Here is a 13148-nt window from a genome sequence, read left to right as displayed (position 1 = left end):
ACCCCAAACGGCGTCATTCCAGCATCGGGATGCACGCCCCGGTCACGTTTGAGGCCCTCCACACGCCACCCAACGTGACCGCCTGACCCCACACCCGCCGTGTCCGGCGAACAGGGGGAAGCTCAAGCGTCCACCAGCGGCGCCGCACCCGGAAGCGGTGGATCTCCTCATACCGGTTCGCCAACTGCTGTGCCTGCTTGGCCGCGTCGTAGAAGTCCTTCACCGACACCCACGACCACCACGCCCGCACCGCAACCGGCACCCCACGCGCGGCAGCCGCCGGAAACCGGAACGGTCCCCGCACGAGGTGGCGCAGCAGGTCCGCGCGAAGCCGCTCGACGTGGTCGCGGTCCTGCCAGCGCGCGGGCAACCGCGCCTTCGCGAGGTCGGCCAGTCGTCGCGCCCGCCGATACTGCTCGTCGGTCAGCAGCTCAGCATCGAGGACCGGCCCGGTCGCATCGACCTCACCGGAACCGGTGGCCAGTGGCGGTTCGGCTGGTGACGCCTCCCAAGCGGGGAAGGGGACGAGCACACCGGACTCGTCTCGTTGGGTGGCGTTCATCGGCGATCACCACCAGTGCCGCCAGTGGTGGCGTCCCGCTTCACCAAGGTCGCCAGGCCGGTCGCCAGCCCGATCACGAGCAGCGGCACGCACGCCACGACCGTGGTCACCGGCCACGGGGCACTGGCGACGTGGGCGGCGACCATGATGTGACTGGCAATCTGAGCGCCACCACCCACCACCAGACTTGCGAGGAACGACCGTCGCGCGAACCGCCGGGTGGGGCCGCTCAGGCGGTCCGAGGCGAGCAGCACGCGCAGGGCGTACGCCGAGTAGAACTCGACCGACAGTGGCAGCACGACGGCCGTGTTCACGGTGAAGCCGCCGCCCACGCCCGGCAGCAGGTTGATCGGGCCGAACCCGGTCAGCTCCCCGAGGCGCACCCAGCCGCCCCAGATCGCCACGGCCGCGGCGAGCCCGATGAAGATCAGCGGCCACGGCCGAGGAAGCCGCACGACCTCCTCACGCGAAGGCTCGGGGAGATCCTCCGGCGGTTCGGCTTCACTAGGCTCGTCAGTGCTGGCGCCAGCTGGCGGTTCGCCGTCATCGAGGGCTGCCAGCGCCTTGCGGACCTGGTAGTCGGTCGCGCCGGTCATCTTCATGAGCGTCGGTCGGCCCGGCGTGGGGTCGCCAGCCGCCCGCGCGTCGGCGACAGCCTGGCGGACCCGGTCGAGAACGTCGACGTTCATCGCGCACCTCCCGCAGGGGCAGCCGCCGGGTGGCACCGCGGGCACCGGACCGAGCGAGTGCGGTCGGCGTCCAACCACAGCATCCGCGCCGAAACCGGGTCGGTGGGCCGGGCGTCGCATTGGCCGCAGGGGGAGGGGAGAGGCGAGCGCGCCGCAGGCGGGCGCTCGCGCGCAGGACGGTTCCCAGGATGGTTAAGGACGTTTCGGGGGCAAGCTTTGCCTCCCGTGGCGTCGCTGTTTGCCCCTCGCGACGGTCGTGTTTGCCCCTCGTGCTGCTCAGCGGACGGCAGACTCTGCCCCTCGTCACCGGGGTTGTCCACAGGCGACTCGATGCGATGCACCGCGAGGTTGTAGCCGTTGGGTCGCCGGTCTGCCCGCTTCACATAGGCCGCCACGATTTCCGGATCCGATGGCCTGATCAGGTCCAGCTCCTGCAACGCACGCAGGGCGTAGCGGATGGATCGTTCCGACAAGCGCGTGTACTGCGCCAACCTGGCCAGCGACGGAAAAGCGTTGCGGCCGTCCGGGTCCGCGTGGTTGGCGAGTCCAACGAGGACACTCGCCAGGCTGGACGCGTCACGACGATCGCGGGGGATCGGCGCGGCGTTGAGTGCCCAGTGGATGACTTCGATGCTCACCAGGCCACCACCGCGGACAGGGAGTACAGCTCGGCAGCTTCGGCCTCGGGGAGCCCGATCGTGCCGGTTCGACAATGCAGGTCGGCTTGGCCTGCGAGCCAGGCGTGGAACCCGTCCCGCGCCTCGGTTTCGGTCACGTCCATCGCGTCGGCGATCTGCGACCACGAGTCGACCGCACCGGACCGCAGCAGATCGGCGACGACGCACCAGCGACCGGCAGTGGACTCCTGGGCGATTCGGACGCCGTAGACGAGTTCGACGAACAGGTCTTCGGTGTCGACCTCACCCGAGTTGTGCTTCGCCACGAACGTCCGCAGCCGAGCGTCCGTCCAACGCTCCACCAGTTCGCTGATCGTCTGATGGGGGAGTGCGTGCGGGCTTCGGGCGGGGTGCTTCGCAGCCGACGCCGAGCGGGTGAAGTTGTGGGGGACGCATTCCTGGGCGTCACCGGGGCTGGCAGGATTTGTAGCCACACGGACCTCCGATGTCCGTCGAGGCCCCGTTTTCGCTGCGCCAACAGCAAACGGGGCCGCCTACTAGGTAGGCAGCCCCGTTCGGGAACATCGTCAGCTCACCAACCGCGTTCCCGCCACTCCGGGATCTTCGGACGCTCCGCGCCGAGCGTGGAGTCATCCCCGTGGCCGGGGTAGAACCAGGTGTCGTCCGACAGTTCGCCGAAGACGCGCGACTCCAGGTCGTCCATCAGGCTGGTGAAGTCCGTCGGATTTGTTGTCCGCCCAGGACCGCCTGGGAACAGTGAGTCGCCGGTGAAGAGGTGGGGGTGGCCGGACGGGTCGCGGTAGAGCAGGGCGATCGAGCCGGGGGTGTGGCCGCGGAGGTGGATGACCTCCAGGGTGACCTGGCCGACCTCGAGAGTGGCCCCGTGCTCGACGAGGAAGTCCGGCGGGATCGGCAGTGGCTCGGCGTCGAGCGGGTGGGCGGCGGTGTTCGCGCCGTTGGCGCCGGCGACCGCGCCGAGGGCCTGCCAGTGGTCCTGGTGCTGGTGGGTGGTCACGACCGTGCGTAGCGCGGGACGGTCGGGGCCGTGGCCGATCAGGTCGGAGATCCGCTCGGGGTCGTTCGCGGCGTCGATCAGCAGGGCCTCGTTCTCCGCCCGGCACACGAGCAGATACGCGTTGTTGTCCATCGGCCCGACGGACAACTTCGTGATGGTCAGCGCGTCCAGGGTGCGCCGGGTGGCGTCGCCGCCCGGCTCGACGTGCCCGGTGTAGGTCTCGACGATGTTCACCTTTCCCACCGTAGTCCCGGCGCCACAACGGGTTCCACCGGCACGGAGCGCCGAAGCGGGGCCCGCGGGTGCGGGAGGTCACCCGTCAGGGTGTTTCGCGGTAGTGCACACGGCGGCCCGGCCGTCGGGTGTCCCGCCGTCATCTCGTATCGTCAGTGTCCGGAGCACCAGGAACCGGGTCACGTCTGGCTCGCGTGCCACCGAGCCGGGCTCGGCGGCCGCTGACCGCCCTTCCGCCGGAAGCGTCGTGACCTGGGCCGGGACCCCGCCGAGGGAGACGACGCCGGTTTTTGTCGGTGGTGCGTCCTAGCATGGGACGCGGCCGCCCGTGCAGGCAGAACTCCGGGCTACGGCCCCCGCAGCAGACAAGATTGAAGGGACCTGGCGTGGCTGATCGCCTCGTTGTTCGCGGCGCCCGCGAGCACAACCTCCGCGGTGTGGATCTGGATCTGCCCCGCGACAGCCTGATCGTGTTCACCGGTCTGTCCGGGTCCGGCAAGTCGAGCCTCGCGTTCGACACCATCTTCGCCGAGGGGCAGCGGCGTTACGTCGAGTCGCTGTCCGCCTACGCCCGGCAGTTCCTCGGGCAGATGGACAAGCCGGACGTCGACTTCATCGAGGGCCTCTCGCCCGCGGTGTCGATCGACCAGAAGTCGACCTCGCGCAACCCCCGCTCGACGGTGGGCACGATCACCGAGGTGTACGACTACCTGCGGCTGCTCTACGCGCGGGCGGGCAAGGCGCACTGCCCGAAGTGTGGCGAGGCGATCAGCAAGCAGACGCCGCAGCAGATCGTCGACCAGGTGCTCGCGATGGAGGACGGCACCCGCTTCCAGGTGATCGCCCCGGTGGTCCGCGGGCGCAAGGGCGAGTACGTCGACCTGTTCGAGAACCTGCAGCAACAGGGCTACGCGCGCGTGGTGGTCGACGGCACGGTGCACCCGCTCACCGACCCGCCGAAGCTGAAGAAGCAGGAGAAGCACCAGATCGGCGTCGTGATCGACCGGCTCACCGTGAAGGCGAGCTCGCGGCAGCGTCTCACCGATTCGGTGGAGACGGCGCTGCGCCTGGCCGACGGGCTGGTCGAGCTGGAGTTCGTCGACCTGCCGGAGAACGACGCGCACCGGATCCGCGGCTTCTCCGAGAACCTCGCCTGTCCCAACGGGCACCCGCTGGCCATCGAGGACCTCGAACCGCGGTCGTTCTCCTTCAACTCACCCTACGGCGCCTGCCCGGAATGCACCGGGATCGGCGTGCGCAAGGAGGTCGACCCGGAGCTGGTCGTCCCCGACGACGAGCTGTCGCTGGCCGGGGGCGCGATCGCGCCGTGGGCGGGCGGGCAGTCCGCGGACTACTTCGTCCGGCTGCTCGAGTCGCTTTCCGAGACCATCGGCTTCCGCATGGACACGCCGTGGCGCAAGCTGCCCGCCCGCGCGCAGAAGGCGGTGCTGCACGGCGTCGACGAGCAGGTCCACGTCCGCTACAAGAACCGGTACGGCCGCCAGCGCTCCTACTACGCGAACTTCGAGGGCGTGATCCCGTTCCTGGAGCGGCGCCAGGAGCAGACCGAGTCCGAGTACATGCGCGAGCGGTACGAGGGCTACATGCGCGAGGTGCCGTGCCCGGCCTGCCAGGGCACCCGCCTCAAGCCCGAGATCCTGGCGGTCACCCTCGAGCACCAGACCCAGGGCGACCGGTCGATCGCCGAGGTCTGCGGGCTGTCCATCGCGGAGGCCTCGGAGTTCCTCGACGAACTGGTGCTCGGCCAGCGCGAGGCGATGATCGCCGGCGCCGTGCTGAAGGAGATCCAGGCGCGCCTGCGCTTCCTGCTCGACGTCGGGCTCAACTACCTGTCACTGGACAGGGCGTCGGCCACCCTCTCCGGCGGCGAGGCGCAGCGCATCCGGCTCGCCACCCAGATCGGCTCCGGTCTCGTCGGCGTGCTCTACGTGCTCGACGAGCCGTCGATCGGCCTGCACCAGCGCGACAACCACCGGCTGATCGAGACGCTGACCCGGCTGCGCGACCTCGGCAACACGCTGATCGTGGTCGAGCACGACGAGGACACCATCCGCGCCAGCGACTGGGTGGTCGACATCGGCCCCGGCGCGGGCGAGCACGGCGGCCACATCGTCCACAGTGGACCGTACAAGAAGATCCTGAAGAGCAAGGAATCGCTCACCGGCGCCTACCTTTCCGGCCGCCGGGTCATCGAGGTGCCCGCGATCCGGCGCCCGGTCGACAAGAAGCGCCAGCTGACCGTGGTCGGCGCGCGCGAGCACAACCTGCGCGGGCTGGACGTGTCGTTCCCGCTGGGCTGCCTGGTCTCGGTCACCGGGGTGTCCGGGTCGGGCAAGTCGACGCTGGTCAACGACATCCTCGCGACCGTGCTGGCCAACAAGCTCAACGGCGCGCGCCAGGTGCCGGGCAGGCACACCCGGGTCAACGGGCTCGGCAACGTCGACAAGCTGGTGCGGGTGGACCAGTCGCCGATCGGGCGGACCCCGCGGTCCAACCCGGCCACCTACACCGGTGTCTGGGACCACGTGCGCAAGCTGTTCGCCGCGACCACCGAGGCGAAGGTACGCGGCTACCAGCAGGGCCGGTTCTCCTTCAACGTCAAGGGCGGCCGATGCGAGGCCTGCGCCGGTGACGGCACGATCAAGATCGAGATGAACTTCCTGCCGGACGTCTACGTCCCGTGTGAGGTGTGCAAGGGCGCGCGGTACAACCGCGAGACGCTGGAGGTGCACTACAAGGGCAAGACCGTCTCGGACGTGCTGGACATGCCGATCGAGGAGGCCGCCGAGTTCTTCGAGCCGATCAAGGCGATCCACCGGCACCTCAAGACCCTCGTCGACGTCGGGCTCGGCTATGTCCGGCTGGGTCAGCCCGCGCCGACGCTGTCCGGCGGCGAGGCACAGCGCGTCAAGCTCGCCAGCGAACTGCAGAAGCGGTCCACGGGCAAGACGGTCTACATCCTCGACGAGCCGACCACCGGCCTGCACTTCGAGGACATCAGCAAGCTGATCGGCGTGATCAACGGGCTGGTGGACAAGGGGAACACGGTGATCGTCATCGAGCACAACCTCGACGTCATCAAGACCTCGGACTGGATCATCGACATGGGCCCGGAGGGCGGATCCGGCGGCGGTACCGTGGTCGCCGAGGGCACGCCGGAGCAGATCGCCGCGACCGAGGAGAGCTACACCGGCGAGTTCCTCCAGCAGGTTCTTTCCTAGATCACAGTCTCGCGTAGTCAGCGCTGGGCACCAGTGGTCTGGTGGGCCAGCGGTGACGGCGGCCCGGTGACGAAGGCGCGGACGCGGTAGGCGGAGCCTTCCTCCCCGGGCAGCGCCGACAGCTCGCACGAGGTCGTGTTCGCGCCGGTCACCTCGACCGGCGCGAACACCGCCGTGCCGGGTTTGCGTTGCTCCAGCAGGAATCCCTCCTCGTCGGTGCTGCGATCGCGCCAGGTGAACCGGAGCGTGCCGTCGGCCGTGCGCGCCACGCGCGGCTCCGCCGGCGCGGCGGCGTCGCCGGGGGAGCGCACCGGCACCGCGGCGTCGCCGGGGGCCGGGGGAGTGGGCAGCGTGCCGTCCGTCGCCGGTGCCGACGCCGGGCCGGAGAACGAACGGGTCCGGTAGTAGAACGACGTCTGTGGCAGCAGGTCGGGGTGCGTGTACGTCGTCACGTGCGAAGGCAGGTACTGCAACGTCGTGTACGGGCCGTTCGGATCCGTGGCGAACTCCAGCGCGGTGCCCGCGGCGGCGGGGTCGTCCGGCCAGCGCAGCGTGATGTCCAGCGGGGTGACCAGGGTCGCGGTCAGCCCGGCGGGCGGGGGCGGCGGCGCCGGGTCCGGCACCGCGGTCGCGGTACAGCCGGCCGTGACGAGGCAGGCGGCGAACAGCGCCGGGAGCGACCTGGGCTTTTCGGGCACGGCGGACCTCGGTTTCGTGCAAGGCGGCGGCGCCCGCCCGCGGTGGGCCGGTCGAGGGGAGCTTAGGAACGCGGCGCGAAGATCGGCAAGGACGTCTTCCCGGTCACCGGGATCGCGTGGCCAGGGCGCGCCGCGGTGTCCCGGTGAACCGGAAGCCCGGCGTGACCGTGTACGGGGTAAGGACGGCGGTCACGCCCGGCGCAGGAGGCTTCCATGAACGACGACCCGGCCGTGCCGGTGCCACCGCGCCGGGCGTGGCGGGGAAGGACACCCGGCCGATGAGCAGCGCGACCGTGCCGGTCCCGCTCGGGAACCCACCCCGGAGCCCGCGACTTGCAGTAGCCTCCACGCCGACCCAGAACACCGTCGGAAGGACGAGGGTGGCCATCGGAGGCTGGCGGTCCAACAGCGCGAAGGGTGAGGACCTCGTCCGGCGGCTCTACGCCGAACACGGCCGGAGCCTGCTGGCGTACGCGACGAGGCTGACCGGCGATCGCGCCTCGGCCGAGGACATCGTCCAGGAGACGCTGGTCCGTGCCTGGAAACACGCCGACGACCTGGCGGACGACGGCAGGGGTTCGGTCCGCGGCTGGCTGCTGACGGTGGTCCGCAACCTGGTCACCGATCGCGCGCGGGCCCGCGCGGCCCGGCCGAGGGAGGTGGCCGAACCGGCGGCAGGCGCCCCGCCGCCCGCCGTGGAACGGGATCACGCGCAGGGCGTCGTCGACGCGATGGCGGTGCTCGGCGCGATGGACGGGCTGTCCCCCGAACACCGCGAAGTTCTCGTCGAGCTCTACTACCGGGGCCGGACGGTGGCCGAAGCGGCGAAGGTCCTCGGGATCGCCCCCGGTACGGTCAAGTCCAGGTCCTACTACGCGTTGCGCGCCCTCCGCGCGGCGATGTCGGGCGGGGGAAGGGAGGCAGCGCGATGAACAACGCGATGGACCAGGACCACGCGCTGCTCGGCGCCTATTCCCTCGGTGTGCTGGAACCTGCCGAGGCGGCCGAGTTCGAACGGCGTCATCTGACGGTCTGCGCGCAGTGCCGTCACGAGCTCGACGAGCTGGCCGCGCTGCGCCATGACCTCGACGAGGTGCCACCCGAAGCCTTTCTCGACGGCCCGCCCGAGGGCGGTGATTTGCTGCTGCGGCGTGCTTTGCACCGGGTCCGGGACGAGGAAACCGAGGCCGTGCCGCGATTCCGGCCGCGACGGAAGCCGCGGGCCCTGGTCGCCGCCGCGGTCGTGCTGCTCGCCGTGGTCACGCTCGGCGCGGGCTGGGTGATCGGCAGGCAGACCGCGCCGACGGCTCCGGCCGCCGCCCCGACCTCCACACCGGCACCCCGTCAGCTGCCCCCGGCCACCGACCCGGCGACGGGCGCGAGCCTCGACGCGAAGGTGCTCCCGTTCGCGGGCTGGGTCAAGGTCCAGGTGCGGGTCGGCGGGATCCCCGAGGGCGAGCAGTGCCAGCTGCAGGTGGTGTCGAAGAAGGGCGCGCGGGTCGGCGCCGGGAGCTGGCGGGTGTCGGCGAAGTGGGAGCGCGAGGGCTTCACCCTCGACGGCGCCGCGCTGGTCTCGCCGGAGGACGTGGTTTCGGTCGACATCGTGACGATGGACGGGCGCAAGCTGGTGTCGGCCCCGGCGACGGCGTGACCGATGTCCGCCCGCTACCGGTTCCGCAGCACGTGGTTCTTCCCGGACGTGCCGCCGGAGCGGGTGTTCGGCGCGGTGGTCGACCTGGAGTCCTACCCGCTGTGGTGGGCCGACGTCCGCACGGTCCGGCAGGTCGACGCGGACACCGCCGAGCTGGTCTGCCGGTCCCGGCTGCCGTTCCGGCTCGTCGTCCGGATGCACCGCGATGAGCAGGACGAGCTGACCGGCCGGGTGCGCGTACTGCTCAGCGGTGATCTCGAAGGCGTCCTCGCCGGAGCCATCGGATCCGCCCGAGCGGGCGCCCGGCTCGAAATCACCCAGGACGTCCTGGCGCGGAAACCGTTGCTGCGCAAGCTGAACGCGGTGGCCCGGCCGGTTTTCCGCGTGAACCACGCGATGATGATGCGACGGGGCCACCGCGGCCTGCTGGGCTACCTGGCCTCACCCGCGGTGCACAGCTCGGGCTGAGCCGCGACCGGCCGGGGCTTCCGCGCCGCCAGGACCAGCACCGCGGCGGCGAGGAACCCGGCGCTCAGCCCGTAGGCGAGCCGGTACCCGCCCGCCAGCGCCGCGCGGACCTGCTCGCCCGCCGTGGTCAGCGTGCCGGTGCGGGCCGCGGCCGCGGTGGCCAGTACCGCCGTGCCGATGGCGGCCCCGACCTGCTGGGTCGTGTTGATCAGCCCGGAGGCGACGCCGGAATCCTCCGGCCCCACACCGGACATCGCGAGCCCCATCAGCGCTGGGATCGCCACACCGCCGCCGGTGCCCATCAGGACCAGCGCGGGCAGCACGTCGAGCACGTAGTGGCCGTCGGCGGGCACCCTGGCCAGCAGGAGCATCGCCACGATGATCACGCCGATCCCGGTGACGAGCATCGCGCGGGGGCCGAACCGGGCACTGAGCCGGTCGGCGAAGCCGAGCGAACCGATCGCGATCATCACCGGCGCGGGCAGGAACGCGAGCCCGGTGCCGAGCGCGGAGAGCCCGAGCACCTTCTGCAGGTACAGCGCGGTGATGAACTGGAACCCGAGCAGACCGGACACCATCAGCACCATCACCAGGTTGGCGCCCGTGACGGCACGGACGCGGAACAGCCGCAGCGGCAGCAGCGGAGTCGCGGCCTTCGCCTGCCGTAGCACGAATCCGGCCAGCAGGAGTGCCGCCGCGGCGAACGAACCGGAGGTGAGGACGTCGCCGGGGCCGCGTTCCCCGGCCTGGATGATCGCGAACACCAGCAGCATCACCCCGCCGGTCACCAGCACCGCGCCGAGCGCGTCGATCCCGGCGCGCAGCCCGGTGCCGCGGTCCGGTTCGATCACCCACACCGCGAGCACCAGCGCGGCGATCCCGATGGGCAGGTTGACGTAGAACGTCCAGTGCCAGTTCAGCGCCTGGGTCAGCGCGCCGCCCGCGATGAGCCCGATCGACGCCCCGGCCGCCTGCGTGAAGCTGTAGACCCCGATCGCCCTCGCCCGTTCCCGGGGTTCGGGGAACATCGTGACGATCATGCCGAGGACGACCGCCGACGCGAGTGCCCCGCCCACGCCCTGCGCGAACCGGGCGACCACGAGCACGGCCGCGTCGTCCGCGACACCCGCGGCCAGCGAGGCCACGGTGAACAGGATGAGCCCGCCGAGGAACACCCGGCGGCGGCCGACGAGGTCGCCGAGCCTGCCCGACAACAGGAGCAGGCCGCCGAAGGCGACGAGGTAGGCGTTGACCACCCAGGCCAGCCCGGCCGGGCCGAAACCCAGTTCGGCCTGGATCGCCGGGAGGGCCACCGCGACGATGCTGCTGTCGAGCACCACCATCAGCGACGCGGCGCTCAGCACGGCGAGCGCGAGCCCCCGAGAGCGGTTGGCTTCGGACATTTCTGGTCCCTCCAGTGCGTCTTCCCTGGTTGTCGCCAGGGCACTTCTTGTTACGGTGCACATCATGTGTGACCATGAGGCGTCGCGTAAGGAGGCACTTTGCCCGAGAAGTGAGGGACACATCCCTGAATCAGGAATGTCATGTTGGCGGAGCGTAGGCTGATCGACACGCCAGCGCCAATTCCTGTGAACGAGGTCTCAGTCGAAGGCTGGTGTTCCTCCGGTCGGTAGGCAGGTCACCGCCTTTGCGGGGGCGCGGGGGTGCGGTTCGCCGGTGAGCGCGGCCAGAGTTGCTGCGACTTCCTCGAGTGTGGCGCCGACGTAGGTCATTGTGTTGCCTGTCCATGCGTTGTTTTTCGCGTGGCCGGCGAAGGCTGCGGCGGTGGCGTAGCCGAAATGGCGTTCCACCCAGGTGAGGGTGGTGTAGCGGATCCAGTGCGTGGTGACGCCGAGGGTGGAGACCCATGGAAGCTGGCGGCCTATGCGAGTCCATAGCGTGGTGTAGTGCGTGCTGGTGATCGGCCTGCCGTCGTGGTGGCGCAGCAGCTGTTCGTGGGGGTGGTTGTGTGGGCTGCGTTGTTCGGTGTGCGCGATGAGCGCGGCCATGAGGGTGGGGGAGACTGGTTGGTAGCGGGTGCGGCCTTTTTCGCGTAGGCGGGCGAGGCAGTTGGTGCGGTCGAGGTCGTTGGAGCGGAGGGCCACTGCTCCGGAGATTCGGCAGGCGGTTTCGGTGTGCAGTCTGAGGATCAGGGTGTCGAGGGCGGGGTCCCTGCCGGTGGTCGCGGCGGTCTCGTTGATTTCCGCGAGTTCTCGGTCTGCTAATGCGCGGCGGGCGTTGGCGATTCTGTGGTTCTTGAGGTGTGCGGCTGGGTTGGCGAAGGCCGGGATTTTTCTGTCGAGCACGGCGTGGCGATAGAAGTGTTTCGCGGTGTCGACGAAGTTGGATTTTGCGCCGTGCCCGCCACGGGAGTTGGGGCGTGTTTGGGAGCGTTCTTGGACCTGGTTTGCGAGGGCTTCGAGTTCGGAGAGGGTGGGCTCGTTGATCCTTCGGTTGCCCCATTCCTGGGCGAGGAGTTGCCAGTGCGGCTCCCGTGTTTTTGTGGACGCGGTCGTGCTGGCTGCGCGTACGGCTGGCAGGTACTCCGCGATCGTGGGCATAGGTGTGCGACCTGTATGGGCGGCGAGGAGGTCGGCTACTGGAATCCCCAGCTGTTCGAGGAGCAGGCGGGCGGCCGCGACCACAGGATCGATGGTCTCGCTGTCCTGGAGCGTGGCTGTCTGGTGTGTCGCGGTGGTGGTCATCGCCGCCAGTTTTCTGCGAAGGCTTCGTGTTCGGGGGTCATGGTGCGGTCGAGGAGCGCCATGGGGTAGACGATCAGCGTGTTGAGGTGGGGATTGGCGGCGAGAAGGACGCTGTCGTCGTCGGCAAGTCCGCAGCGTCGGCGGAGTGGGGCGGGCAGGTGTAGCAGTGATTTGAGCGGTGCTGGGTTGACCCCGTCGGGGTCGTGACGGACGACTATGGCGTTCGGGTATGAGCGCTGCGTCAGCAGGTCGCCGGGTATCCAGCCGAGCGACCGCAGGACCGATCGGTTTTCCACGCGTCCGGAGTCGAGTCTGCTGGTCGTATACATCCACGTCGGAGCGGGTGGTGGTATCAGGGGCTGGGCCAGCGGCAGCGGCGGGTGTTCGCTGATCCTGTGGGTGGCCGCATGCTGGGTGCGCAAGCGCGGCTGACTGCCGGTGGCTGGGGATTGCGGGGAAAGGGGGAGATTGCTGGCCGGGTCGGTGAGCATGCGCAGCAGGTTGTGCGCGGCCGCTTTCTCTGCGGCAGCGGTGGATCGTGCCTCGCCCATCGCGTGAAAGAGGTGATCGTCGGTTGCCCGGCGGGCGGTGATGATGCACTGGACGGTGAGTCGCTGGCGTGCGCCGGTCACGGAGAAGTCCCAGCTCAGGTCGCGGAGGAGCCCTCGACGCTGCCATTCGCCGATCACATTGACCGGCGATCGGTCGGTTGAGCGGGAGGTCGGGGCATCCATGAGCGGTCCGCCGCGGGGTACTCGCCGCCGGTCGGATTGTGCAGGGGCGGTGACCGGGACGCTCGCGGACTCGAGCCCCGCTGTAAGCCGCGCTGCGCCAGCGGTGCCGTCGCTGAGCTGGGCAGGCGGGACGCCGGGGACAGCGCCATCGCTCATTGTTACACTCCGTCATGGAATACTACGCTTCGTACTCTACGGCTCTTCGATCCGCGAGGGTGGGGCGGGTATGAAACACGCTCTCGACCTGGTGATGCATTGACAGGACCCGCTGCGGGGTGATCTGTAGACTGGGCCCGTGGGTAGCGAGCAGCCGAAACGCGATGAGCCGACGGTGGTGACCGGTCGGACACATACTGCGATCGGCCTGCGTAAGCCGCAGCGGGTGACGTCTCGGTCGAAGGCTGTGCAACCCGTGCCTACGACGGTTCGCCGGGTGCTGAAGGCTGCGCAGGCTGGGCGGCTGGGGGTCCGCAAGCCCGTTGCAGGGCCGTCCTCGAGGGAAGCTGAGGCCG

Annotated in this window: 13 protein-coding genes; 4 read left to right on the top strand and 9 right to left on the bottom strand. The window is 70.0% G+C overall.

Going from position 1 to position 13148, the window contains the following annotated elements; genetic code table 11:
* Positions 1-13: 13 nt before the first annotated feature.
* The 5 genes from ABD987_RS41760 to ABD987_RS41740 all read right to left on the bottom strand — a co-directional run bounded on the left by ABD987_RS41760 (position 14) and on the right by ABD987_RS41740 (position 3138).
* Positions 14-562, bottom strand: coding sequence for a hypothetical protein (locus tag ABD987_RS41760; RefSeq protein ID WP_345408027.1), 549 nt, complete (start codon positions 560-562; stop codon positions 14-16).
* Entirely contained in the window at positions 559-1251 is a 693-nt protein-coding gene (locus ABD987_RS41755) for a hypothetical protein (RefSeq protein ID WP_345408025.1), read from the bottom strand. Before ABD987_RS41755 ends, ABD987_RS41760 begins: the two co-directional genes overlap by 4 nt.
* On the bottom strand, positions 1248-1889 hold the full coding sequence (locus ABD987_RS41750) for a helix-turn-helix domain-containing protein (protein ID WP_345408023.1): 642 nt from the start codon (positions 1887-1889) through the stop codon (positions 1248-1250). Before ABD987_RS41750 ends, ABD987_RS41755 begins: the two co-directional genes overlap by 4 nt.
* Positions 1886-2230, bottom strand: coding sequence for a hypothetical protein (locus tag ABD987_RS41745; RefSeq protein ID WP_345408021.1), 345 nt, complete (start codon positions 2228-2230; stop codon positions 1886-1888). The genes ABD987_RS41750 and ABD987_RS41745 overlap by 4 nt, the downstream gene beginning before the upstream one ends.
* Before the next feature lie 230 nt (positions 2231-2460).
* Positions 2461-3138 (bottom strand): MBL fold metallo-hydrolase, encoded by a 678-nt coding sequence (locus tag ABD987_RS41740; protein ID WP_345408019.1) that lies wholly within the window; start codon positions 3136-3138, stop codon positions 2461-2463.
* A gap of 386 nt (positions 3139-3524) precedes the next feature.
* On the opposite strand from ABD987_RS41740, the gene uvrA reads away from it, so the two are divergent.
* Positions 3525-6380: an excinuclease ABC subunit UvrA gene (gene uvrA, locus ABD987_RS41735; RefSeq protein WP_345408017.1), complete on the top strand. Its 2856-nt coding sequence runs from the start codon at positions 3525-3527 to the stop codon at positions 6378-6380.
* A 17-nt stretch (positions 6381-6397) separates the two neighbouring features.
* Here uvrA and ABD987_RS41730 read toward each other — a convergent pair whose 3' ends face one another.
* On the bottom strand, positions 6398-7078 hold the full coding sequence (locus ABD987_RS41730; protein WP_345408015.1) for a fibronectin type III domain-containing protein: 681 nt from the start codon (positions 7076-7078) through the stop codon (positions 6398-6400).
* A gap of 380 nt (positions 7079-7458) precedes the next feature.
* On the opposite strand from ABD987_RS41730, the gene ABD987_RS41725 reads away from it, so the two are divergent.
* From ABD987_RS41725 to ABD987_RS41715, 3 genes are read left to right on the top strand one after another with little or no spacing between them, the layout of a single operon-like run.
* Positions 7459-8010 (top strand): sigma-70 family RNA polymerase sigma factor, encoded by a 552-nt coding sequence (locus ABD987_RS41725; protein ID WP_345408013.1) that lies wholly within the window; start codon positions 7459-7461, stop codon positions 8008-8010.
* Positions 8007-8729, top strand: coding sequence for a zf-HC2 domain-containing protein (locus tag ABD987_RS41720; RefSeq protein WP_345408011.1), 723 nt, complete (start codon positions 8007-8009; stop codon positions 8727-8729). The genes ABD987_RS41725 and ABD987_RS41720 overlap by 4 nt, the downstream gene beginning before the upstream one ends.
* Before the next feature lie 3 nt (positions 8730-8732).
* Positions 8733-9197, top strand: a complete 465-nt coding sequence (locus ABD987_RS41715; protein WP_345408009.1) for an SRPBCC family protein — start codon at positions 8733-8735, stop codon at positions 9195-9197.
* Here ABD987_RS41715 and ABD987_RS41710 read toward each other — a convergent pair.
* The 3 genes from ABD987_RS41710 to ABD987_RS41700 all read right to left on the bottom strand — a co-directional run bounded on the left by ABD987_RS41710 (position 9161) and on the right by ABD987_RS41700 (position 12636).
* Positions 9161-10600, bottom strand: coding sequence for a DHA2 family efflux MFS transporter permease subunit (locus tag ABD987_RS41710; protein ID WP_345408007.1), 1440 nt, complete (start codon positions 10598-10600; stop codon positions 9161-9163). The two genes, ABD987_RS41715 and ABD987_RS41710, sit on opposite strands and share 37 nt — an antisense overlap.
* A 198-nt stretch (positions 10601-10798) precedes the next feature.
* Positions 10799-11902 (bottom strand): tyrosine-type recombinase/integrase, encoded by a 1104-nt coding sequence (locus ABD987_RS41705; RefSeq protein WP_345408005.1) that lies wholly within the window; start codon positions 11900-11902, stop codon positions 10799-10801.
* On the bottom strand, positions 11899-12636 hold the full coding sequence (locus ABD987_RS41700; RefSeq protein WP_345408003.1) for a hypothetical protein: 738 nt from the start codon (positions 12634-12636) through the stop codon (positions 11899-11901). Before ABD987_RS41700 ends, ABD987_RS41705 begins: the two co-directional genes overlap by 4 nt.
* Between the last annotated feature and the right edge of the window lie 512 nt (positions 12637-13148).

Source organism: Amycolatopsis samaneae, from assembly GCF_039541975.1.
Taxonomy (GTDB): Bacteria; Actinomycetota; Actinomycetes; order Mycobacteriales; family Pseudonocardiaceae; genus Amycolatopsis; species Amycolatopsis samaneae.
This window is presented reverse-complemented; position numbering and strand designations above follow the sequence as displayed.